The sequence below is a fragment of the Streptomyces sp. NPDC057638 genome (assembly GCF_042800315.1).
GTDB lineage: Bacteria > Actinomycetota > Actinomycetes > Streptomycetales > Streptomycetaceae > Streptomyces.
In genome coordinates, this window is sequence record NZ_JBHVHF010000120.1 from 1 (window position 1) to 22,282 (window position 22,282).

A 22,282-nucleotide genomic window follows, 5' to 3' on the forward strand; every position below is an offset into this window, starting at 1 on the left:
ACTTTTGGCACGCTGTTGAGTTCTCAAGGAACGGACGCTTCCTTCAGACCCTTTTCACCAGGTCCTCCGGGCGCTTCCCTTCGGTGTTTCCAACCGTATCAGGCTTTTTCAGTCTTCCTGACCACCGCTCTGCGGGCATGCAGAGGTACCGGCCAGTTAGGCTCTCAGCTTGAGTAGGTGTGCCGCCGACCCCCGACGTGATGTCGTGTTGGGGTCAGGCAGAGCTATGACAGTACCCGTCGGCGTGGGGCGAGGCAAATCGTTTCGCGAGGCGTCCGGGCTGCGTCAATCGTCAGCTTTCATGCGGAACTAGGACTTCGTATGACTTACGCTGCTCAACAGCGCGCCGTCGGGACAACAGGTAGCGACGGCGTCCTTACATCTCCGCCCCCTGGGAGGCCCCTCATGACCACAGTGACGTCCCCGGTCGCCGGACGCGCCATCGGACTCGCGGCGGTGCCCGATCCGGTGTTCTCCGGTGCGATGGTCGGTCCCGGTACCGCCATCGACCCCGTGCGCGAGCCCTCGGAGGCGTTGGCCCCGGTCGACGGGGTGGTGGTCTCCCTGCACCCGCACGCGTATGTCGTGGTGGACAGCGAGGGCCACGGGGTGCTGACCCACCTCGGGATCGACACCGTTCAGCTCAATGGCGAGGGCTTCGAGCTGCTCGTCAACAAGGGGGACACCGTGACGCGCGGGCAGGTGGTCGTGCGCTGGAACCCCGTCGCCGTGGAGGAGGCCGGGAAGTCGCCGATCTGTCCCGTCGTGGCGCTGGAGGCCACCGCCGACGTCCTCGGTGATGTCCGTGAGGACGGCGACGTCAAGGCCGGGGACACGCTCTTCGTCTGGCAGTGAGCCACAGGCCGCATGACGGCGGATCGCACACCCAGCGCGGCGGCACGGGCCGTCACTCGATCGGAGACATGACAATGGAGACAACGCTGCGAGGCGTCGGCGTGAGCCACGGGGTGGCGATCGGCGAGGTACGGCACATGGGTACGGCGGTGCTGGAACCCCCCGCCAAGCAGAACCCCGACCAGGATGCCGAGCGCGAGCAGGGACGTGCCCGGCAGGCCGTGGACGCGGTCGCCGCCGACCTGGTCGCCCGGGGCAATCTGGCCGGTGGGGAGGCTCAGGCCGTGCTGGAGGCGCAGGCGCTGATGGCCCAGGACCCGGAGCTGATAGCGGATGTCGACCGGCGTATCGCCGTCGGCAGCACCGCCGAGCGCGCGGTGTACGACGCCTTCGCCGCCTACCGGGCGCTGATGGCCGGCGCCGGGGAGTACCTCGCCGGCCGGGTCGCGGATCTCGACGACGTACGGAACCGGATCGTGGCGCGGCTGCTCGGGGTGCCGATGCCGGGCGTACCGGACAGCGACGAGCCCTATGTGCTGATCGCCCGCGATCTGGCTCCCGCTGACACCGCGCTGCTCGACCCCGCGCTCGTTCTCGGCTTCGTCACCGAGGAGGGTGGACCGACCAGCCACAGCGCGATCCTGGCGCGGGCGCTGGGAGTGCCCGCGGTCGTGGCGCTGCCGGGCGCCGGCGAGCTGGCCGAGGGAACGCTGATCGCGGTGGACGGCAGCACGGGCGAGATCTTCGTGCAGCCGAGTGAGGAGAAGAAGGCCGAACTGGCGAGGGCGGCGGCGGAGCGCAAGGCCGCGCTGACGGCGTCCAGTGGTCCGGGCGCGACCTCGGACGGTCACAAGGTGCCGCTGCTGGCGAACATCGGCGGGCCCGGCGATGTGGCGGCGGCGGTCGAGGCCGGGGCCGAGGGCGTCGGACTGTTCCGTACGGAGTTCCTGTTCCTGGACGACAGCGAGCGGGCGCCGTCGGAGGAGAAGCAGATCGAGGCGTACCGCAAGGTGCTGGAGGCGTTCCCGGAGGGCCGGGTCGTGGTGCGGGTGCTGGACGCGGGCGCGGACAAGCCGCTCGCCTTCCTGACCCCGGCCGACGAGCCGAATCCGGCGCTGGGCGTGCGGGGGCTGCGCACCCTGCTCGACCACCCGGAGGTGCTGCGGACGCAGCTCACCGCACTGGCCAAGGCCGCGGCGGGCCTGCCGGTGTATCTGGAGGTCATGGCGCCGATGGTGGCCGACCGTACGGATGCCAAGGCGTTCGCGGAGGCATGCCGTGAGGCGGGGCTGCGGGCGAAGTTCGGGGCGATGGTGGAGATCCCGTCCGCCGCGCTGCGAGCGCGTTCGATCCTCCAGGAGGTCGAGTTCCTGTCGCTGGGCACCAATGACCTGGCGCAGTACACCTTCGCCGCCGACCGTCAGGTGGGCGCGGTCTCCCGGCTCCAGGACCCGTGGCAGCCCGCGCTGCTGGATCTGGTGGCGCTGTCGGCCGAGGCCGCCAAGGCCGAGGGCAAGAGCTGCGGTGTCTGTGGTGAGGCGGCCTCCGATCCGCTGTTGGCGTGTGTGCTCACGGGACTCGGTGTGACGTCGCTGTCGATGGGTGCCGCGTCGATTCCCTATGTACGGGCGACCCTGGCGACGTACTCGTTGGCGCAGTGTGAGCGGGCGGCCGCGGCGGCCCGGGCGTCGGAGAGCGCCGAGGAGGCGCGGGTGGCGGCGCAGGCGGTGCTCTCCGGCGAGTAGCGGCACGCGGAAGCGGGGCGGGTGTGGCCGGTCCGGGTCGGACCCGTCGGACCCGCTCGCGGGATGAGGGGTCTCACCATCAGGTGGGGCCCCTCATGGCTGTGTTCTCCTCCCCGTTCAGTGCTGTCGGTGGTATTGGTGTTGTCAGTGGTATCGGTGTTCTCTGTGCCGTCCGCGTTCTGTACGGGGAGCGCTCCTTTTCTGAGGACCGCCGCCGTGTCCTCGTCGCTGAGCGGAGTTCCGCGGGATCAGTGGTGGGGCTCGGGGTCGTCGGCTCCGATGTCGAAGCCCGCGCGGTACTCCACTCCGGGCTCGGGTGGCAGGGGTTCGCCGGTGGTGGCGTCGGTGCAGTAGGCGTTGAAGACCTCCGCCTCGGTGAGGGGATGGAGTGAGGCGGCCTGGAGGCGCCAGCCGCGAAGACGGTCGGGGGCGCCGGGGGTACTGGTGCGGAGTACCACTCCGCCGGGGTTGTCGAGGGCGATGGCGGTGGCGAGGACGGTGGTGAACTCGGCCGCCTCGGCGGTATCGGCCGGGGCGGGGCCCTCGCCCGGGGAATCAGCCTCGGTGTGGAGCACGGCCAGGAGCTGTTCCTGGGGGCCCTGGACGCTGCACACGAGGTGGTGGACGCCCGGACCCACCGCTTCCAGGAGTCGCACCAGGAGGTGGGCGGCCCGGTCGAAGGCGGCGGTGCCGATGTCCTGGCCACAGTGGGCGCAGCGGCCGATGTCGGCCAGGACCGTCGTCGCGTACTCCCAGGTGGCGCGGCGGACGGCGGCGCTGATGAGCCCGGGCAGCAGCGTCTCCAGCGGCTGGCCGGTGTAGGCGATGGTGGCGCCCTGGGTCGCGAGCTGGGCCGTGTAGCGGCTGCGGCTGAGGGCGGTGTCCGGGTCGAGGCCCTGCTCGGAGCAGAACGCGGCGAAGTCCTCCGGGTCGAAGAGCGCCACGCGGGTGGAGAGCTCGTCGTCGGCCAGGGATCTCAGCAGGGCCTCTACCTGCCGGAGATAGGCCGGATGGCTGTCGAAGGCGAAGGTCTGGTAGCCGCGCATGGCCGCGAAGTCGGTGCCGTCGGCGAGGACGCCGACGGTGGAGACGACTTCGCGGCGCAGGGCGCGCCGCTGTCCGGACGGGGTCCTGGGGCGGGTGCTGCCGCGCCGTGGGGCGGGCCTGGTCCGCCGGGTGGGCCGTTTGCCGGGTTCCTTGCCGTACGTCATGTCTCCCCCTGTGGTCGGTCGATCGTGATGGTTCGATCACTGATGACTCACCGTAAGGGCAGGCACTGACAACGGTCAGCGGACGCGGGTGCGGCCGAGCTCCTCGTAGAAGGAGAGCAGGGCGGCGTTGTCGACGGAGCCGGGGTTGACCGCCCGGGTGAGGGGGGTGCCCTGGAGGAGTCGCTTGACGGGGACTTCGAGGCGCTTGCCGGTGAGGGTGTGGGGGACGGCGGGGATCTCGATGATCTCGTCCGGGAGGTGGCGGGGCGAGAGCACTTCGCGGATGGTGGCCTTGACGCGGGCGCGCAGGTCGTCGTCGAGGGTGGCGCCGGGGGCGAGGTGGACGAAGAGGGGCATCCAGTAGCCGCCATCCGGCTCCTCGACCCCGATGACGAGGGATTCGCGGATCTCGGGGAGGCGTTCGACCGCCTCGTAGATGTCGGCCGATCCCATCCGTACTCCCTGGCGGTTGAGGGTGGAGTCGGAGCGGCCGTGGATGATGACGGAACCGTGGTCGGTGAGGGTGATCCAGTCGCCGTGGCGCCAGACGCCCGGGAACATCTCGAAGTAGCTCTCGCGGTAGCGGCTGCCGTCCGGGTCGTTCCAGAAGCGGATCGGCATGGACGGCATGGGGTTGGTGACGACGAGTTCGCCGACCTCGCCGACGAGGGGGTTGCCGTGGGGGTCCCAGGACTGGAGGTCGGTGCCGAGGCAGGCGGCCTGGAGTTCGCCGATGTGCACCGGGAGGGTGGGGACAGCGCCCGCGAAGCAGCTGCACACGTCCGTGCCACCGCTGACGGAGGCGATCCACAGGTCGTCGGCGACCTCGTCGTGCAGCCAGCGGAACCCGTCCGGGGGCAGCGGCGACCCGGTGGTGGCGACGCAGGCCACGCGGGAGAGGTCATAGTCGCGCGCGGGGTGGACCCCGGCCTTGCGGCAGGCCATCACATAGGCGGCGGAGGTGCCGAAGAAGGTGGCTCCGGTGCGTTCGGCCACGCTCCACTGGGCGCCGGTGTCGGGGTGGCCTGGGCTCCCGTCGTACAGGACGACCGTGGTGCCTGTGAGCAGGCCGGAGACGAGGAAGTTCCACATCATCCAGCCGGTGGAGGTGTACCAGAAGAAACGGTCGTCCGGGCCGAGGTCGCAGTGGAGGGCGAGCTGTTTGAGGTGCTCGACGAGGATGCCCCCCTGGGACTGGACGATCGCCTTGGGCAGCCCGGTGGTGCCGGAGGAGTACAGGACCCATAGGGGATGGTCGAAGGGGACCGGCTCGAAGACGGGCTCGGCGGTGCCGGAGGTGAGGTCGCTCCAGTCCAGCGCGCCCTCGGGGGCGGGGGTGCCGAGGAGGGGGATGTGGACGACGGCGCGGAGGGTGGGCAGCTCGCGGCGGAGTTCGGCGACGGTGTCGGTACGGTCGTGTTCCTTGCCGCCGTAGCGGTAGCCGTCGACGGTGAACAGGACGACGGGTTCGACCTGCTGGAAGCGGTCGAGGACGCTGCGGGCGCCGAAGTCGGGGGCGCAGGAGGTCCAGACGCCGCCGACGGCGGCGGTGGCGAGGAGCGCGATGGCGGCCTGGGGGATGTTGGGCAGGTAGCCGCTGACCCGGTCGCCGGGGCGTACGCCGAGAGCGCGTAGTTCGGCGGCGAGCGCCCCGACCTGACGGCGCAGCTCCGACCAGGTGACGGGCGTCGGTTCATGGGTCTCGTCGACATGGAGCAGCGCGGGCGCGTCCGGGCGGTCGGCGGCGGCGCGCAGGGCGTGTTCCGCGTAGTTGAGGGTCGCGCCGGGGAACCAGCGGGCGCCGGGCATCGCACGGTCGGCGAGAACCGTCTCGTACGGGGTGGTGAAGCGGATGTCGAACCAGTCCGCGATGGCGCGCCAGAAGGTCTCCAGTTCCTCCACGGACCAGCGGTGCAGTGCGGGGTAGCCGCCGTCGGCGGGGGCACCGTAGCGCTCGGATGCCCAGCTCTGGAAGCGGGTGACGGTCGCGCCGGCGATCCGTTCGGCGTCCGGCTGCCACAGGGGGGCGGAGTTCGCTGCTGGGGTCATGGGGCGGCTCCCGGGTGGCTGCGCGGGTGGGTGGGGCGCACGGGCGCGGGGTGCGCGGTTGACGCTGACAGGGACGATGCCACGTGATCGTCTTTCGCACCAGAGCGGGGCTGGTGGGGTGGGACTGGCCCACCGGTGGGGTGGTCGCGGGGACGAAGGGCCTGGCGCGGGTCACGCGTACGCCGCCCCGGGCGGCCGGCGATCCCGGCACCCGGGGTACATCCACGCCGCCCCGGGCGGCCGCCCTTGGGACACCCGGGGCGGCGTGGGTGGACGGGGGTCGGTGCGCGGGCGGGTGGGCACGGCGCGCGGCCGTCCGTGTGGTGGAGAGGAGGCCGCCTCCCTGGTAGCGGGTGGAAGAGGGGGTGAACGGGAGTCGAACGCCTCTCCTTCGCGGCTTCTCTGGTGGCACGCTGAGCTGCATGGACGGTCGGGATCTGGTGCGCTCGGTACGGAAGTTCACGTCTCCCAGGGGGTGGCGCGCGCTGCGCTTCGCGTGGCGACGGCGGCGCGCCGACGCGCACGAGCTCCGGCGGCGGGCGCGGGGGGCGGAACGGGCGCGGGTACCGGGGCCGGTGACCGGGGCGGAGCCGCTGCCCGGGGGCGGTGTGGTCCGGTTCGCCCGGTCGGAGTTGCGGATCTGTGTGGTGCGCGGGGGCGCGGTGTTCTGGGGGTGGGACGGAGCGGACGCGGAGCCCTCGTACGCGCTGGGCGGGGTCCCGCCGGAGCCTGATCCCCGCGCCGAGCTGGAGCCGGACAAGGACGGCGGCTGGCGGGTGGTGTCGGAGCGGGTGACGGTGGAGGTGTCGCGCCACGGCGCTGTCGAGGTCCGGACGCCGGGGGGCGTCGTACTCCGGCGCGAACTGCCGCCGCGCTGGTGGGAGCGGGTGGCTGGGGGCGGGGGCCGCTGGGTGCAGCGGACGGAGGTGGCGGCGGACGCGCGCTTCTTCGGGCTTGGGGGCCGGGCCTCGGGTCCTCGGTTGCGGGACGGTTCCTACCGGTTGTGGAACACCGATCCGAAGGGGTCGTTCGGGCCTGGCGACGATCCGCTGTACATCACGATGCCGGTGCAGGTGGTGGTCGCGGACGCGGGGACACACCTGGCCTTCTACGACAACGCGTGGGACGGCCGGGTACTGCTCCAGGAGGGCCGGGAGGGCGCCGGTTCGGGGCATGACCGGGCCGGGACCAGCGAGGTCCGGATGACGGGCGGCCCTCTGCGGTGCTGGGTCATCGTGGGCACTCCGGCCCGGATCATGGCGCGCTGGGCGCGGCTGACGGGGGCGGCCGCCGTGCCGCCCGGGTGGGCGCTGGGTCCTCAGCACGCCCGCTGGGGCTTCGGTGGCACGGCCGAGGTGCGCAGGATCGTGGCGGGGTACCGGGCGCGGGGGTTGCCGCTGTCGGCGCTCCACCTGGACATCGACCACTACGCCGGGCACCGGGTCTTCACGGTGGACCGGGAAGGTTATCCACAGCTTCCCGCGCTCGCCCGGGAGCTGGAGGAGGATGGGGTGCGGCTGGTGTCGATCGTCGATCCCGCTGTGAAGGCCGAGCCGGGGTACTCGGTGTACGACAGCGGGGTGGCGGCCGGGGCGTTCGTGCGGGACCGGCGCGGACGTGAGGTGCGGGGTGTGGTGTGGCCGGGTGACTGTGTCTACCCGGACTTCACCGATCCGGTGGCGCGCCGCTGGTGGGGTGAGTGGTACGAGGAGCGGCTGGCGCAGGGCTTCTCGGGGGTGTGGCATGACATGAACGAGCCGGTCTCCTTCGCGGCCTTCGGCGAGACGACGCTTCCGCTGTCGGCGCGTCACGCGTTGGAGGGCCGGGGCGGGGACCACAGGGAGGCACACAATGTCTATGGACTGATGATGGCGAGCGCCGGGTACACGGCGCTGCGGCGGCTGCGGCCGCAGGAGCGTCCGTTCCTCTTCTCCCGCTCGGGCTGGGCGGGGATGCACCGCTACGGCGGGACCTGGTCGGGGGATGTCGCCACGGGGTGGCCGGGGCTGCGTGCCTCGCTCGCGCTGGTACTGGGGCTGGGGCTGTGCGGGGTGCCGTACTCGGGGCCCGATGTGGGCGGCTTCAACGGTGATCCGTCGCCGGAGCTGTATCTGCGCTGGTTCCAGCTGGGTGCCTATCTGCCGCTGTTCCGTACGCACTGCGCGATCGACGCGGGGCGCCGGGAGCCGTGGGAGTTCGGGCCCCGGGTGCTGGAGCACGCGCGGGCGGCCCTGGTGGAGCGGGAGCGGTTGCGGCCGTACTTCGTGACGCTGGCGCATCTGGCGCGGCTGACGGGCGCCCCCTATGTACGGCCGGTGTGGTGGGGCTCGCCGAAGGACCGGGCGCTGCGCGACTGCGAGGACGCGTTTCTGCTGGGGGACGCGCTGCTGGTGGCGCCGGTGCTGGAGCGGGGCGCGGTGCGCCGGTCCGTGCGGCTGCCGCGCGGCCGGTGGTACGAGGTGGCGACGGGCCGGATGTACGACGGGCCGGGCCTGGTGCTGGTGGACGCCCCGCTGTCGCGGGTGCCGGTGTTCGCCCGGGGTGGCTCGGTGATTCCCGTGCGGGGCTCCGACGGACGTACGGAACTGGAGGTGTGGGCGCCCGCGGAGGGACGGCGGGGCGGTGGTCTGGTGGTCGCGGACACCGGGGACGGCTGGGAGCGGGTGGAGATGGAGCGGTACTCCACCCGGCTCTCCGACGGTCGGGTGAAGGTCCGGCGGCTGCGCAACGGCGGTACGGGGCCGGTGCGCTGGCCGGTGCGGGTGCGGGGACTGGGGGCTGGGCGGTTGTGATGGCCTGGGGCGTGTTCGCAAAGTCCCGCCTGGCCCGCGACGCCCGGCACACACTCCCCCTGGGCCCTGCGGCCCGGGAGGGGGTACCCCCGGACGGAGTCTGGGGGTACCCCCAGCACCGGACGCCGCGGGTCCCGCCCTCTGGACTTCGTCCGGGGGGAGGACGCCGCTACTTTGCGGACACGCCCTAGCCGTAGCGGCCCATGAACCAGCGCCGTACCGCTGTGGTGTGGAGCGGGAACGCCAGCTCTCTCGGGGTGCGCAGCAGCCCACGGGCGGCGGTCTCGGCGGTCGGGCGCGTGGGTGGGAGTTCCGCCAGCGGGCGGGCGGGGAGCAGACCGAAGAGGAGGAGGTGGCCGTCCGGTGAGCTGAGGGCGTCGGCGAGACGGACGTCCGTGGCGGATGCCTCGATGCCGGTCTCCTCCCGGAGTTCGCGCACCACGGCGCCCTGCCACTCCTCGTCGAGGTCGACATAGCCGCCGGGGAGGGCGACCCCGCCGCAGTGCGGTTCGATGGCACGGGTGATGACGATCAGTCCGGCGCCTTGGGCGTCGTGGGCGGGCTGGAGGGCGATGGCGACGGGGAGCGGGTTGCGGTAGGAGGTGTGGCCACAGCTCGGGCAGGTGCGTGGCCAGCCGGTCAGGGAGCCATAGGGGGCTCCGCAGTTTCCGCAGTAGGCGTCCTGGGGCACCGGTGGACTGTATCCCGTACCGGGGGCGCCGGGTCGGCGTCTGGCCGGTTGTCGATGGGCGCACTACCGTGCGCCCATGGCTGACACGATCGAGCGGACGTTCGCTTCGTACGAGGAGTTCTGGCCCTACTACGTCGCGATGCACTCCAAGGCGGCGACCCGCTGGGTGCACTGCGCGGGGACGCTGACGGGGCTGGCGGTGAGCGTCTACGGCGTCGCCCGGGGACGCAGGCGGTACGCGGCGGCGCTACCGCTGATCGGGTACGGGACGGCCTGGCCTGCGCATTTCCTGATCGAGGGAAACAATCCGGCCACTTTTGGGCATCCGATCTGGTCCCTTCGGGGTGATATGCGGATGATCCGGATGATGCTGGCGGGGCGGGACGGGGAGCTGGGCGAGACCGCCGCCGCATGGCTCGCCGAGAACGGCTGAACCATGACACACTTCTGACGCTCCATCAGATGTCCTGTGGGGAGGTCCCGTGGCGCGCACGCCGGTCATGGCCGGATGGTTCACCGAGGACGGGCCCGAGGCGGAGTTCCGGCTCCTCGGCTCCGAGTGCGCCCGGTGTTCCACCGTGTTCTTCCCGCCGGAGGAGTTCTTCTGCCGCGCGCCTGGCTGTGGCGCCACCGAGCTGGTCCGGGTGCCACTCTCGCGGCGCGGCCGGATCTGGTCGTACACCGACGGCCGCTACCGGCCGCCCCCGCCCTATGTCTCCGACCTCCGGGTGCCCTGGGAGCCGACCACCCTGATCGCGGTGGAGCTGGCCGACGAGCGGATGGTGGTGCTCGGTCAGGCGCCACCGGGAGTGTCGGTGGCCGATCTCGCGGTGGGGATGGAGGCCGAGCTGGTGCCCGGGGTGCTCCACGAGGACGCGGAGACCGTCTGGACCACCTGGCACTGGCGGCCGCTCATGCCCGGCGGGGCCGGGTCCGTATGAGCGAGGACATCGCGGTCCTCGGCGCCGGAATGCACCCCTGGGGCAAGTGGGGCCACAGTTTCGTACGGTACGGAACCGTCGCGGCGCGGGCCGCCCTTGACGACGCCGGGATCGACTGGCGGCGGATCGACGCGATCGTGGGCGCCGACACCGTACGCGGCGGGTATCCCGGCTATGTGGCGGGGGCGACGTTCGCCCGCGCGCTCGGCTGGCAGGGAGCGCGCGTCACCAGTGTCTACGCCGCGTGCGCCTCGGGCGCCCAGGCGATCGGGGCCGCGCGGGCGCAGATCCTGGCGGGACAGGCCGAGGTGGTCCTGGTGGTGGGCGCCGACGCGGCGCCGAAAGGGTTCTTCGCCCCCGTGGCGGGTGAGCGGCCCGAGGACCCCGACTGGGTCCGCTTCCGTGTCCTGGGCGCGACCAACCCCGCCTACTTCGCGCTCTACGCCCGGCGCCGGATGGCGGTGTACGGGGAGCGGCCCGAGGACTTCGCCCGGGTGAAGGTCAAGAACGCGGCGGCCGGGGCCCTCAACCCCTCGGCCCGCTACCGCACGGCGGTCACCGCCGGTGAGGTCGCGGCCTCGCCGGTGGTCGCCGACCCGCTGCGGCTGCTGGACATCTGCGCCACCTCCGACGGCGGGGCGGCGCTGGTCCTCTCCAGCCTGGCGTTCGCCCGGCGGCATGGAGCGGGCGCCCCCGTCCGTATCCGTGCCGTGGCCACACCGTCGCCGGTCTATCCGCGGACCACCCTCGACCTGCCCGACATCGCCACGGACTCGGCGCGCGGTGCCGGGCCGCCGGCCGATCCACCGGTTGGCCCTCCGGCCGGACCGCCGAGCGGCCCGGCGGGCATGTCCTTCCGCGCGTCGCTGGGACAGGCCGCGTACGAGGAAGCCGGGATCGGCCCCGGGGACCTCTCACTGGCGGAGGTATACGACCTCTCCACGGCGATGGAACTGGAGTGGTACGAGGATCTCGGCCTCTGCGGCCCCGGCGAGGGAGCCACCCTGGTACGGGAGGGGGTGACCGCGCTCGGCGGGCGGCTTCCGGTGAACCCCAGCGGTGGGCTGTGCTCCTTCGGTGAGGCCGTCCCCGCGCAGGCCATCGCCCAGGTCTGTGAGCTGACCTGGCAGCTGCGCGGCGGCGCCGGGGCGCGGCAGGTGGCCGGGGCACGGGTGGGGATCAGCGCCAACCAGGGCCTGTTCGGGCATGGTTCGGCGGTGATCGCGGTCCGCTGAGCCTTCCGGTGTACGGCACGAGGGCGGCCTTGACGCCCCCAGACGCCCGGTGAACACTGCCTTCTCGGCACGCTCGCCGGGAGCGGTGACGGAACGTGCCCCAGGCTCCCGTTTCCGCGAGCGGATGACACGCACTCGCCATACGCACCTGCCACGTACGCCCGTTCACTCGTACGCCCCGGACTCCGGTCCCGGGCGAGGGCATAGGAGCCGCCATGAGCAACGGAGACATCTTCGTCGGTGAGGTCATCGGCACCGCGATCCTGCTCCTCTTCGGCGTCGGGGTCTGCGCCGCCGTCACCTTGCACCGCTCCAAGGCCAAGGCCTCCGGCTGGGTCGTGATCACCTTCGGCTGGGGCTTCGGAGTGCTGGCGGGGGCCTATACGGCCGCGCCCCTCTCCGGCGGCCACCTCAACCCCGCCGTCACGCTGGCGCTCGCCGTCGACACCGGGGAGTGGGGCAAGGTGCCGCTGTATGTCCTGGCGCAGCTGGTGGGCGCCGCCATCGGGGCCGCGCTGGCCTATCTGGTCTACTACGAGCAGTTCCGGGCCAACGGGGAGACCACACTGACCCAGCCGACCATCGGGATCTTCGCCACCGGGCCGGAGGTACGCCGTCCGGTCAGCAACACCCTCACCGAGGTCATCGCCACCGTGGCCCTGGTCGTCCCCATCCTGGCGTTCGGCCGCAACGAGGGCATCGGGGTGGGACCGATCGGGGACGAGGGAGCCGGGATCTACGGCTCGGGCATCTCGATCCTGCTGGTCTCCCTGCTGGTGGTGGGGATCGGCCTCAGCCTGGGCGGACCCACGGGCTACGCGGTCAACCCCGCGCGGGATCTGGGACCACGGCTGGCGCACGCGCTGCTGCCGATACCCCAGAAGGGAACGTCCGACTGGGGGTACGCCTGGGTGCCGGTGGTCGGACCGCTGGTCGGCGGGGTGCTGGCGGGGCTGCTGGTGAAAGTGGCGTTCTGACCGGCGGCGCGTCCGCCGCGTCGGATTCCACGGGCGGCGGGCGCGCCGGTCCACCGTCGGCGGGGCGGGTCCCTGGCCATGGGTGTTCACGACGGTGATCACGACGGGGGAAGGGCCCCCGAGTACCAGAGGTGGGCCCCTGACCAGGGTGTTTCATAACCAGGGGTGTGCATCACCAGGAGGTCGTGCCGAGCCTGCGTCCCCCGCATCACGGACCGGGCTCACGGCGCGGATTCAGGACCGGGCTCACGGCCCGGCTCATGCCGCGGCTCATGCCGCGGTGTACGGGCGCACAAGGGTGCGGGTGGGCGCGCGGATGCACCCGGACGCCGGTGGGACACCGCCGGACCGCCCGGCACACCGCGCGGGCGCTCCCGCGCGACGTCAGGCGTCGGCGGGCTCGCGGGTGCCGGTGACCGTCGCCAGCGCGTGTTCGACCACCGCCACCAGCACCTCCTTGACGGACTCGCGGTCGCGGGCGTCACACAGCAGCAGCGGCACCTGCGGGTCGAGGTCGAGCGCCGCCCGGACGCTCTCCGGCGCGAAGCGCCGTGCACCCTCGAAGCAGTTGACGGCGACGGTGAAGGAGATGCCCCGGCGCTCGAAGTAGTCGACGGCGGCGAAGGAGTCCTCCAGTCGGCGGGTATCCGCGAGTACCACCGCGCCGAGCGCGCCCTGGGCCAGTTCGTCCCAGAGGAACCAGAAGCGGTCCTGGCCCGGGGTGCCGAAGAGGTAGAGGACCAGGTCCTCGCGGAGGGTGATCCGGCCGAAGTCCATGGCGACGGTGGTGGTGGTCTTGGTCTCCACCCCCGCCGTGTCGTCCACGGGTCGGCCCGCCTCGCTCAGCGCCTCCTCGGTACGGAGTGGCTGGATCTCGCTGACCGCCCCCACCAGGGTGGTCTTGCCTACGCCGAAACCACCCGCGACCAGAATCTTCAAGGTCACCGGTTCGACGGGTCGCCGACCGCTAGAGCGCCCGAAGACCATTGATCACCTCGCGGAGAATACTCACGTCCGGCAGCTCGGCCGGAGGAACGGGACGGGTTACGTGGACCAGGGAGTCCTCGACGAGATCGCCGACGAGCACACGCACCACGCCGACGGGCAGATCGAGACCGGCGGCGAGCTCGGCGATCGACTGCGAGGACTCCAGACAGCGTTCGACGATCTCCACATGCTCCGGGGAGAGCGACTGGTCGTGGGCCGGATGGCCCGCGTCGGGCTCGGCCACCACCAGGGCGATCAGATCGAGCCGGTGGTGGACCGTCGTACTGCTCGTGCGGCCACGGGTCATCGCGTACGGGCGGACGACCGGGCCCGCGTCGGCGTCGAAGTAGTGGTGCGGGTGCGGGGCTTGGTGAGTCGGGTCACTCATGCCGGAACCCTCACCCTCCGGCGGCGTGACCGCTTCGCGGCGCGGTGCCGAGGTGGACCCCGACGCGCTTGACCATGAGCGTCATCTCGTACGCCACCTGGCCGACATCGGAGTCCGCGTCGGCCAGGACGGCCAGACAACTGCCGTCGCCCGCGGCGGTGACGAACAGGAACGCCTCGTCCAGCTCCACGACGGTCTGACGGACCTCACCCGCGTCGAAGTGGCGGCCCACCCCCTTGGCCAGGCTGTGGAAGCCGGACGCCACGGCGGCGAGGTGCTCGCTGTCCTCCCGGCTCAGCTCGCGCGACGTACCCCTGGCCAGACCGTCGCTGGAGAGCACAAGGGCCCTCTGTATGCTGCCGACGCGCTCGACCAGCTCATCCAGAAGCCAGTTGAGCTCGCCGGATGCCTTGGCGGCCGGGCGTCCGCCGACGGCGTTCGCTGCGGCGTGCGGTGCGGTCATCGACCGTCCCCCTCCGATGTCGTTCGTCGTGCTGACGAGCCGGGGCCGCTCCCCTGGGCCCCGTCGGCGTCGTCAGCCTCGCTTGCGTTCTTCAGCCGCGCCCGCTGCCATCCCCGCTGCATGGAGGCCATCCGGCTGCGTACCTCCTCCGCGTCCCGCTCGACGTCGGCGCCAGCGCCGCCGGCCGCGCCCTCCCGGAGCTGGGGGGCGAGGCTGGCCTGGCGGACCCGGCGGGGCAGACCATCGATCAGTGCGGACTCCGCTTCGGCGGCGCGTCGGCGCGGGGACTCCTCGGCGCGGGTCGGGTCGGGTACGGGCGCCGGGCGGGTGCGGCCCGGCTCATCCACTCTACGTCCACGGTCGGACACCAGCGTGGGCGGTTTGCGACGCGGCAGCGGCACGGGGGCGGCGATCCACTCCTGGTCCCGGTCCTGAGGGCGTTCGTCGGCGGCCGGGCGGCGGCGGGCACGGGGCCGGGGACGGAACTCGTCCTGGTCGGCCGGGCCTTCGAAGGATTCGGGGGGACCGTCAGGGTCCAGCGGGCCTCGGGCGCCATCCGTGTCCGTGGGCGTCTGCGGGCCCATCAGGGAGTCGGGATCGCTCAAGGGTCCGGCCCCGGCGAGGCCGGTCGAGCCGCCGAACGGGTCATCGGCGGTGCCGAAGGGATCACGCGGGCCGGTGGACGAGGGATCACGCCGGACCGGACCGCCGTGGAGGGAACCTCCGTTGGCGCGGCGCCGGGGCATGCCCTTTCCGCCACGGGACCCGGGGCCGGTGGGGCGGGCGAAGCCGGGGCCGGGTGTGATGTCCGGGCCGTCGGTGGCGGAACCGGACCGACCGGCCGGGGACGCGGAGCCGTCGGGCGCGAACGCGGGGCCGCCCGTCGCGGGACGGGCCCCGTTCACCGTGAAGCCCGTGCCGTCCGTCTTCTGGATCCTGTCGGTCTCACCGGCCTCGGCGGTCTCAGCGGTGTCGTCGATCGCCGAGCCGGAGCCGGAGTCCTCGGGGCCGTCGTCGGGCCCGAGGGTGCGCGCCCGCCGGTCGATGTCGCCGGAACGTCTCTCCCGGCCTCCCTTGGTGGCGCGTTCGTCCTTGCGGTCGAGCCGGAACCCGCTGCCGTGGCTCTCGGGCGCCTCGGTGAGCAGTCCCGCGGGAATGAAGACGATCGCGGTCGTACCGCCGTACGGAGAGGGCTGGAGCGAGACCCGTACACCCTGGCGCTGGGCGAGCCTGCTGACGACGAACAGTCCCAGCCGGTCGGTGTCGGAGAGCTCGAACTCCGGTGTCTCCGCGAGCCTCAGGTTGGCGTCGAGCAGCGCGTCGGGGGCCATACCGAGGCCACGGTCGTGGATCTCCAGGGTGAACCCGTTGGCGACGCGTTCACCGTGCACCTGGACCCCGGTGTGCGGCGGGGAGAACACGGTCGCGTTCTCCAGGAGTTCGGCGATCAGATGGGTCATGTCACCGACGGCGGGACCGCTCACACCGATGCGCGGGAGCCTGCGCACCTCGATGCGCTCGTAGTCCTCGACCTCGGCGACCGCCGCGCGGACGACGTCCATCAGCTGGACGGGCTTGCGCCACTGCCGGGAGGGCGCAGCACCGGAGAGGATGACCAGGCCCTCGGCGTGACGGCGCATACGGGTGGTGAGGTGGTCAAGACGGAAGAGGTCGGCGAGTTCCTCGGTGTCCTCGGTGCGCCGCTCCATAGCGTCGAGGAGGGTGAGCTGGCGGTGGAGGAGTACCTGGTTGCGGCGGGCGAGGTTGACGAACACCTCGGAGACGCCGCGTCGCATCTCGGCCTGGCGCACGGCGGCCTCGACGGCCGCGCGCTGAAGCGTGTTGAGGGCGTGACCGGCCTGGCCGATCTCGTCCTTCTCGTACTCCAGGCGCGGTGCCTCGGTCTCGACGTCGACCTGTTCCCCGGCGGCGAGACGGCGCATCACACTGGGGAGGCGTACATCGGAGACCTCGTGGGCCTCCTTGCGCAGCCGGGAGAGGTTGCGGATCAGGTCGCGTCCGATACGTACGGAGACGATGATCGAGACTAGGAGGGCGAGGAAGCCGAGGATGCCCGCGATGCCGGCCTGGACGAAGACGCCGTAGGCGGCGGGGCCGACCCGGTCCTGGTGCCGTTCGCCCGAGGCGCTGACCTCACGGCGCAGCTCGTTGAGGACGGGGGTCAGGGCGGTCTGCCACTCGCGGGTGTCGGCGGCGTCGCCCTCGTCCACCCCGCCACGGACGATCAGCCGCTCCTCGGCCTCGCGCAGGGGGGCGGTCTGGGGGCCGAGCCAGAACGAGCGGTAGATGCCGCGTTCCTCGGCGGGCAGCGCCTCCAGGTTGATCTCGTAGTACAGCTCGCGGTTGGCGACGAGGTCAGTGAGCTGGCGCACCTCGGCGGAGGTGACCTCGCCCGCGGTGAAGGCCGAGGTGATCAGGGCGTCCTCGCGGGAGAGCGTCTCCAGGGCGCGGACCAGGCCCACGAAGGCGAGGCCCTCGCGCTCGGCGTCGGCGTCGTTGAGAGCGTGCAGGGTGGTGAGGAAGGTGAAGCCGGGGTCGATGACGCGGTTGTAGAAGTCCAGCGCCTGGACCCGGGTGACAGCGCCCGCCTCCACGGACCGGCGCAGGGCGGGCAGACCCTTCATCCCGTCGGAGAGCGCGGTGAGCTTGGCACGGTTCTGCGTGCTGAGGTTGGAGCGCACCTTCTCCGTGGACGCCTCGTTCGTCACCTTGGCGACGGCCCGGTCGGTGACGGCCCGCTTCTCGCGCAGCGCGATCAGCGCGGCGGCGGAACGGGGGTCGGCGAGGTGGACGAGCGTCTGGCGGCGCTCGTCCTGGATCACGTCGATCACATCGAGCACGGGGTCGCCGATCGCCTCGGAGACGGCGCTCGCGTCCAGCAGCCGCCGGGCCTCCTGTCCGGTCACGAAGGTGGAGAAGCCCCACAGCGCGGTGAGCGAGACCAGCGGTACCAGCAACAACGCCACGATCTTCCGGCGGATGGACTTCCCGCGAAAGCGCATGGCCTCCCCCTGCTCGAACTCTTCACGCCAGAAGGGCGTTTCGTGCCCGTCCCGTCAGCAAACGGCGCGAGCCTACTACTGTCACAGGGACAACTCGAAGACACGTCCGGACGATTTTCGGCCTACCGCAGCGCCGTTGCACATATCTTGTCCCGGTATTCAAGGAGTTGCCGTTCCCGGCGTGTCGGGGAGAGCGGGCGACACATCGGGGCCAATCCGATGCCGGATGGCTGAAATCATTCGACTCCTGTCCGGGATGCGGGAATCATCCGTGCCGATTGTTCGTCTTTGTGTACGAGGGTCGGCGGGGCCCAGGGGACCGCGCCGCTCTCACAGGGGCTGATGGAGAGCTCGGCGGCGCGCCGATGACACCGGGCCCGCGCGCCGGTACACCGGGCCCGTCGTGCCGGAGGCGGTTCCGGTGCGTGGGGCGGCTCCCCGATCGGTCCACCATGGACCGGGAGTGGGCACCGGGCCGGTCAGGAGAGGGGCCGGTCAGGAGCCGGTAGGGAACGGGTCCTGAGCTGGTAGGGGACGGGTCTCGGGCCGGTCCGGGATCGAGTAAAGCGGCGGAATGCCGGGCAGTCCCCTGGAGGGGACGGACAGGGGGACGTGGGGAGTGGGAGACGGAATGGACAGGGAAGGGCGTCGTCGCAGCGGTCGTCGGGCCGAAGGCACCGCCGGGGCCACGTCAGGGGCCGGGGACGGATCGCCGATGACGCGTCAGCTCTGGGTGGACGAGCCCGTGGCGCGGATGCGGCTGGCGGATCCGGTCCGCACGGCGGCCGTACGCGCGGTGCTCATCGCCTCACTGACGCTGATCCAGGGGATGGTCGCCTTCCTCTGCACCCTGGCGGGCTCGTGGCTGGCCTTCCCGATGGTGCTGAGCAGTGTCGCGAGCACGGTCGCCGCCACCTGGGCGGTCCTCGATGTCTGGGTCACCCGTCAGGTGTGGAAGCAGCGCCACGGGGTGATCTCGGAGCCGAGCAGCAGCGCCCGCGCGCTGCGGCGGGAGCGCCGCCGGGCGCGGCGCGCGGCGAAGGCGGCGGCCCGTCAGAGCTCCCGTATACGCAGGCGGGAGCGGCTCTCCCAGGTGGCATGACGCCCCCGAACTCCTGTCCTTCGGTACGAGGCCGGGCGATGGGCCGAGTCCGGCTGTCCGTGGTGTCCCGCGTCCCGGACGGACCGAGGGTGCCAGGGCGCGCACTCCGGCCGGTCCGGGCGCACGACGGCAAGGCGCTGCGCCCGGACAGAACCGGACAGAAACGGACGGCGGTCTACTCGTCCCGCTCGCTCCCGCTGGAGGACGGCGGGTCGTCCGCGGTCGGGGCCGGGGTGGAGGTGACGGCCGAGGTCGGCGTGACAGCAGAGGCAGACGCCGGGGCCGGGGCCGACGTGACGGCAGAGGCGGACGTGGAAGTCGGTGTGGACGTGGAGGGCGGTACCGGTACGGGTGCCGATGCCGGTGCTGGTGCCGGTGCCGGTGTCATGGGTGCCCGCTTGAACATCCGCGTCGCCGTGATCTCCCCATGGACCGCTTCGGCCGACGGGTCCCGCTGCGGCAGCCCCGGCCGCAGATGCTCCTCCACGCTGATGTACTTCAGCCCCGCCCGCAGATCGGCGTCGTTACGCAGCCGGATCACCAGGGGGAACTCGGCGAGCGCCGTCGTGTCGAAGAGGCCGGTCGTGTAGAGGAGCTGCACCCCGAGCGCGTCCGAGACGGCGCGCTGGAGCTCCAGCAGATAGGTGGCGTTGGCCCGCCCGATGGGGTTGTCGAGAAAGAGCGTCCCCGCGTGGCGGTGGTGGTCCCGGCCCCGGTCGTTGCTGCGCAGCGCGGCCATCGTGCAGTAGAGGGCGATGGCGGCGGTCAGCAGCTGACCGCCGGAGAAGACGTCCCCCATCTGTCCGACCGGGACGCGCTCGGCGCGGAGCACGGCGTCCGGCTTGAGGATCTCCACGGCGATGCCCTTGGGCTGGAGGGCGGCCTGGACCCCCCGCAGCAGCAAGGACATACCGTCCCGGCGGCCCTCTCCGTAGGCCGCGGCGGAGTTCTTCTTGACCGCCGCGCGGGTCGCCTCGTCGATGACCTCGCCGAGCCGTTCGGCGAGCGTCGCGTGGTCGGGCTCCTCGAAGCGGATCCGCAGGAACTCCTGGCCGGACCACTCCCCCAGGCCCTCGGGCAGCCGGGAGAGCCGCTGGGCGGAGCGGAGCGTGGCGAGCGCCGACTCGACCAGGCCGCGCAGCCGGTCGACGATCGTGTCCCGGTTGCGCTCCAACTGTCCTAGTTCATCGGTGAGGACGCGGAGCCGGGGGGCGAACGCCTCGGCCCATTTGGCCGCGTGGTCCGGCAGGGTCGCCGCGGGCAGTTCCCGGATCTGCTGCCGCGCCGGGGTGCGCACCTGCTCGTACCGGGTGGCGTTGGCGTGCCGGATGAGCACATCGCTCGCCTCGCGGACGGCGCCCTCCGCGGCGGAGAGGTCCGTGGCGCAGCCGCGCAGGGAGCGGCGGGCCTCGGCGGCGGACTGACGGGCCTCGGCGAGATCGCCCGGGTAGGGCGCGGGGCTCTCCTCGGCGGGGTCCTGCTGCTCCTGCTGGTCCCGCAGCAGATCGCGGAGGAGGGCCGCGGTCTCGTCGAAGCCGCCCGCCGCGTCCTCGGCGGCGCGGTGGGCGCGCAGCAGGGCGGCGTGTGTCTCGCGCGCGGTCTCCAGGGACTCCGTGTACGTGGCGAGGTCATGGGTGGCGGCGCGCAGCAGGCCCTGTGCCTGCTCGGCGTCGCCCGGGACCCGCTCCTCGGGCAGTTCGGTGTGGGCCTCGCCATCGGCGGGGGCGAGGCGCTCGGCCTCGCCGCGCAGCCGTCCGAGCCGTTCGCTCGCCTCGGAGGCCCGGGTCTCCAGCATCTGCACCAGCGACTCGGCGCGCGCGGCGGCCGCCTGACGGGAGGGCCCGTCCGCGCCGTCGGTGCCTTCGAGGAGCTGGGCGGCGCGGGTGCGGACCTTGTTGGTGAGGCGGTCCAGTTCGGCGAGCGCGGCGCTCTCGTCGCCCTCGGCGCGGGCCTGTTCGGCACGGAGGTCGGCGCCGACGCCGACCTTCTCGTAGAGCTGGGAAGCGGAGCGGTACGCCTCGCGCAGCGCGGGCAGCGGTACGCGCGGGGCGTCCGGATCGATCTCGGGCAGGGTCTCGGGGGCACCCGCGATCTCCGCCCGTTCGGCGCGCAGGGCGCGTGCGGTGCGGCGGGCGTCGTCACCGGCGCGCTGGGCGGCACGGCGGTCCTCGTCCGCCGCCTTGGCGCGCTCCAGACAGCTGGTGGCGCGGGCCTCGGACTCGACGGCGTCATCGGCCAGTTCCCGCAGCTTCACCTGCCAGCCCGCGCGCTCCCGCAGCCGGAAGGCGAGGCCCGCGAGGGCGTCGGCGGCACGGCGGGCCCGCTGGGCGGTCTCCTGGCGCTCGTCACGGACGGCGGCGGCCTCGGTGGCGGCCTCTTCCGCGACCGTACGGATGTCCCGTGCCCGTACGAGGTCGGCGGCGGCCTCCTCGGCGGCGGCGCGGGCCGCTTCGGTGCCCCGCGCCAGTTCGTCGAGCATCCCGGGCGGGCAGTCGGCGCGCCAGGCGCCGAGCCGGGCGGCCAGCGAACGGTCCTCGGCCAGCCGCGCCGCCAGCGTGCGGATCTCCTCGTCCCGCGCGGCGGCCCGCAGGCGCAGCGCCTGCCGCTCCTCGTCGGCCGCGTGCTCGTCGTGCATGGCGGGGTTCGGCGGTACGAGGAAGACATCCAGCTCCTGGCCCCCGCCGCCGGGAGCGGGCACGGGCGCCAGCAGCGCCGCGGCGGTGCCGACGGCGACGGTGGAGCGGGGCAGCAGGGCCGCACCGGAGAGCGCCTCACGAGCGCGGAGATGCGAGTCCGGGTCGGTGATGACCACGCCGTCGACCAGTTCGGGGCGCGCGGCGAGCACGGCGGCGTGGTCGGCGGGGTCGACGGAGTGCGCGAGATAGCGCCAGCCGGGCAGGGCGGGGATGCCGTGTTCACCGAGGAACTCGACCGTGGCCAGGACGTCGGGGCCCGGGGGCAGCAGCCCTCCGTCACCGAGCGCGCCGAGGATCCGCGCGTCGTCGGCGGCGGCGGTCCGCAGCTCGAACAGTTGCCGTTCGGCGGCCGTCACATACTGGTCGAGCAGTTCGTGCAGCTCGTCGGCGAACCGGTCCAGCTCCTCGACGGAGAGCGGGGCGTCGGCGGCATGGCCGTCCTCGACCCGGACATGGATGGCGCCGGGGGGAGCGGGGCTCCCGGCCGGGGCGGGCTCGCCATCGCGGGAGGGGGCACCCGAGGCACCCGCAGAACCGGAGGAGTCAGCGGAGCCGTGGAAACCCGATGATCCCGAGGCCCCCGATGAACCAGAGGCCGGGGAATCCCGCGGGGCGGGGGCGGGGAGGTGCGCCGACGCTCCCGCTCCGGTGGCGCGGACGCCGGAGTCACTGGCCGCGGAGTCGACCGACGGGCCGGGCGTGGCGTGAGCGTGCGGGTCATCCGCGTCGGCCGACAGGCCAGCCGCTCCGGCCGACGGGCCCTCCCCGTCGGCCGAGGTGTCGTCCACCCGGGCCGTCACGGTTTCCGTGGCTTCCTCGGGGTCGGGGACCGCGTCAACGGAGCTGTGGACGACACCACGGGGACGGCTCTCCGCGGCGGAGGTGGCACGGCGCGGGGCGGGGACCGGGGTCCCGGTGGGCGCACCGGGCAGGCTGAGCAGCTCCGCCAGACGGTCGTTCTCCGCGATGGAGGCCGCGGCACGGTGCTCGGCCGCGTACGCCTGCTCCGCCGCGAGCGCGGCGTCCGCGGCACGGGCGGCGGCCAGCTCCGCCCGGGACTCGGCCGCGGCCGAGTCCTTCGCGCGGCCGGCCGTCGTACGGGCTGTCTCACGGGCGGTGTCCCAGCT

General features: G+C 72.8%; 16 protein-coding genes. 8 read left to right on the forward strand and 8 right to left on the reverse strand.

All coding sequences use genetic code 11. The annotated features are described in order from the left end of the window. The first annotated feature begins 405 nt into the window (after nucleotides 1-405). Both ACFVIM_RS17950 and ptsP read left to right on the forward strand, forming a co-directional pair. A complete protein-coding gene (locus tag ACFVIM_RS17950) occupies nucleotides 406-855 on the forward strand; it encodes a PTS glucose transporter subunit IIA (protein WP_384302189.1) in 450 nt (149 codons plus the stop codon). Nucleotides 856-929: 74 nt separating this feature from the next. After that, nucleotides 930-2,600, forward strand: coding sequence for a phosphoenolpyruvate--protein phosphotransferase (gene ptsP, locus ACFVIM_RS17955; protein ID WP_384302215.1), 1,671 nt, complete (start codon nucleotides 930-932; stop codon nucleotides 2,598-2,600). Nucleotides 2,601-2,848: 248 nt separating this feature from the next. Here the strand turns inward: ptsP and ACFVIM_RS17960 are convergent, their stop codons facing one another. Both ACFVIM_RS17960 and ACFVIM_RS17965 read right to left on the reverse strand, forming a co-directional pair. Continuing rightward, nucleotides 2,849-3,811: a hypothetical protein gene (locus tag ACFVIM_RS17960; RefSeq protein WP_384302191.1), complete on the reverse strand. Its 963-nt coding sequence runs from the start codon at nucleotides 3,809-3,811 to the stop codon at nucleotides 2,849-2,851. A 75-nt stretch (nucleotides 3,812-3,886) separates the two neighbouring features. After that, complete coding sequence (locus ACFVIM_RS17965) at nucleotides 3,887-5,860, reverse strand: acetoacetate--CoA ligase (protein WP_384302193.1); 1,974 nt, start codon at nucleotides 5,858-5,860, stop codon at nucleotides 3,887-3,889. A gap of 422 nt (nucleotides 5,861-6,282) precedes the next feature. On the opposite strand from ACFVIM_RS17965, the gene ACFVIM_RS17970 reads away from it, so the two are divergent. Beyond that, entirely contained in the window at nucleotides 6,283-8,652 is a 2,370-nt protein-coding gene (locus ACFVIM_RS17970; protein ID WP_384302195.1) for a glycoside hydrolase family 31 protein, read from the forward strand. 187 nt (nucleotides 8,653-8,839) lie between these two features. Here ACFVIM_RS17970 and ACFVIM_RS17975 read toward each other — a convergent pair whose 3' ends face one another. Next, complete coding sequence (locus tag ACFVIM_RS17975) at nucleotides 8,840-9,343, reverse strand: NUDIX domain-containing protein (RefSeq protein WP_384302197.1); 504 nt, start codon at nucleotides 9,341-9,343, stop codon at nucleotides 8,840-8,842. A gap of 76 nt (nucleotides 9,344-9,419) precedes the next feature. Here ACFVIM_RS17975 and ACFVIM_RS17980 point away from each other — a divergent pair, with 76 nt between their 5' ends. From ACFVIM_RS17980 to ACFVIM_RS17995, 4 genes are all read left to right on the forward strand, one after another. Next, complete coding sequence (locus ACFVIM_RS17980; protein WP_384302199.1) at nucleotides 9,420-9,776, forward strand: Mpo1-like protein; 357 nt, start codon at nucleotides 9,420-9,422, stop codon at nucleotides 9,774-9,776. Between the two features lie 67 nt (nucleotides 9,777-9,843). Beyond that, on the forward strand, nucleotides 9,844-10,284 hold the full coding sequence (locus tag ACFVIM_RS17985; RefSeq protein ID WP_384302216.1) for a Zn-ribbon domain-containing OB-fold protein: 441 nt from the start codon (nucleotides 9,844-9,846) through the stop codon (nucleotides 10,282-10,284). Next, the gene (locus ACFVIM_RS17990) at nucleotides 10,281-11,519 is read left to right on the forward strand and encodes a lipid-transfer protein (protein WP_384302201.1); all 1,239 of its coding nucleotides are present in this window, start codon (nucleotides 10,281-10,283) and stop codon (nucleotides 11,517-11,519) included. The genes ACFVIM_RS17985 and ACFVIM_RS17990 overlap by 4 nt, the downstream gene beginning before the upstream one ends. A 215-nt stretch (nucleotides 11,520-11,734) precedes the next feature. Then, nucleotides 11,735-12,496, forward strand: coding sequence for an MIP/aquaporin family protein (locus ACFVIM_RS17995; RefSeq protein WP_384302203.1), 762 nt, complete (start codon nucleotides 11,735-11,737; stop codon nucleotides 12,494-12,496). Nucleotides 12,497-12,880: 384 nt separating this feature from the next. On the opposite strand, the gene ACFVIM_RS18000 is transcribed toward ACFVIM_RS17995, so the two are convergent. From ACFVIM_RS18000 to ACFVIM_RS18015, 4 genes are read right to left on the reverse strand one after another with little or no spacing between them, the layout of a single operon-like run. Continuing rightward, the gene (locus ACFVIM_RS18000) at nucleotides 12,881-13,483 is read right to left on the reverse strand and encodes an ATP/GTP-binding protein (RefSeq protein ID WP_384302205.1); all 603 of its coding nucleotides are present in this window, start codon (nucleotides 13,481-13,483) and stop codon (nucleotides 12,881-12,883) included. After that, a complete protein-coding gene (locus ACFVIM_RS18005) occupies nucleotides 13,464-13,871 on the reverse strand; it encodes a DUF742 domain-containing protein (protein WP_384302207.1) in 408 nt (135 codons plus the stop codon). The genes ACFVIM_RS18000 and ACFVIM_RS18005 overlap by 20 nt, the downstream gene beginning before the upstream one ends. 10 nt (nucleotides 13,872-13,881) lie before the next feature. Beyond that, on the reverse strand, nucleotides 13,882-14,334 hold the full coding sequence (locus ACFVIM_RS18010; RefSeq protein WP_384302209.1) for a roadblock/LC7 domain-containing protein: 453 nt from the start codon (nucleotides 14,332-14,334) through the stop codon (nucleotides 13,882-13,884). After that, nucleotides 14,331-17,357, reverse strand: coding sequence for a nitrate- and nitrite sensing domain-containing protein (locus ACFVIM_RS18015; protein ID WP_384302211.1), 3,027 nt, complete (start codon nucleotides 17,355-17,357; stop codon nucleotides 14,331-14,333). The genes ACFVIM_RS18010 and ACFVIM_RS18015 overlap by 4 nt, the downstream gene beginning before the upstream one ends. Before the next feature lie 631 nt (nucleotides 17,358-17,988). Here ACFVIM_RS18015 and ACFVIM_RS18020 point away from each other — a divergent pair. Beyond that, a complete protein-coding gene (locus tag ACFVIM_RS18020; RefSeq protein WP_384302213.1) occupies nucleotides 17,989-18,459 on the forward strand; it encodes a hypothetical protein in 471 nt (156 codons plus the stop codon). A 175-nt stretch (nucleotides 18,460-18,634) separates the two neighbouring features. Here the strand turns inward: ACFVIM_RS18020 and ACFVIM_RS18025 are convergent. After that, nucleotides 18,635-22,282: hypothetical protein (locus ACFVIM_RS18025; protein ID WP_384302214.1), on the reverse strand; the 3,648-nt coding region annotated here is incomplete at its 5' end.

What these genes read in the sequence shown, in the direction of transcription:
- ACFVIM_RS17950 (WP_384302189.1), top strand. Translation starts at nt 406, where the DNA reads ATGACCACAGTGACGTCCCCGGTCGCCGGACGCGCCATCGGACTCGCG.
- ptsP (WP_384302215.1), top strand. Translation starts at nt 930, where the DNA reads ATGGAGACAACGCTGCGAGGCGTCGGCGTGAGCCACGGGGTGGCGATC.
- ACFVIM_RS17960 (WP_384302191.1), bottom strand. Translation starts at nt 3,811, where the DNA reads ATGACGTACGGCAAGGAACCCGGCAAACGGCCCACCCGGCGGACCAGG.
- ACFVIM_RS17965 (WP_384302193.1), bottom strand. Translation starts at nt 5,860, where the DNA reads ATGACCCCAGCAGCGAACTCCGCCCCCCTGTGGCAGCCGGACGCCGAA.
- ACFVIM_RS17970 (WP_384302195.1), top strand. Translation starts at nt 6,283, where the DNA reads ATGGACGGTCGGGATCTGGTGCGCTCGGTACGGAAGTTCACGTCTCCC.
- ACFVIM_RS17980 (WP_384302199.1), top strand. Translation starts at nt 9,420, where the DNA reads ATGGCTGACACGATCGAGCGGACGTTCGCTTCGTACGAGGAGTTCTGG.
- ACFVIM_RS17985 (WP_384302216.1), top strand. Translation starts at nt 9,844, where the DNA reads ATGGCCGGATGGTTCACCGAGGACGGGCCCGAGGCGGAGTTCCGGCTC.
- ACFVIM_RS17990 (WP_384302201.1), top strand. Translation starts at nt 10,281, where the DNA reads ATGAGCGAGGACATCGCGGTCCTCGGCGCCGGAATGCACCCCTGGGGC.
- ACFVIM_RS17995 (WP_384302203.1), top strand. Translation starts at nt 11,735, where the DNA reads ATGAGCAACGGAGACATCTTCGTCGGTGAGGTCATCGGCACCGCGATC.
- ACFVIM_RS18000 (WP_384302205.1), bottom strand. Translation starts at nt 13,483, where the DNA reads ATGGTCTTCGGGCGCTCTAGCGGTCGGCGACCCGTCGAACCGGTGACC.
- ACFVIM_RS18005 (WP_384302207.1), bottom strand. Translation starts at nt 13,871, where the DNA reads ATGAGTGACCCGACTCACCAAGCCCCGCACCCGCACCACTACTTCGAC.
- ACFVIM_RS18010 (WP_384302209.1), bottom strand. Translation starts at nt 14,334, where the DNA reads ATGACCGCACCGCACGCCGCAGCGAACGCCGTCGGCGGACGCCCGGCC.
- ACFVIM_RS18015 (WP_384302211.1), bottom strand. Translation starts at nt 17,357, where the DNA reads ATGCGCTTTCGCGGGAAGTCCATCCGCCGGAAGATCGTGGCGTTGTTG.
- ACFVIM_RS18020 (WP_384302213.1), top strand. Translation starts at nt 17,989, where the DNA reads ATGGACAGGGAAGGGCGTCGTCGCAGCGGTCGTCGGGCCGAAGGCACC.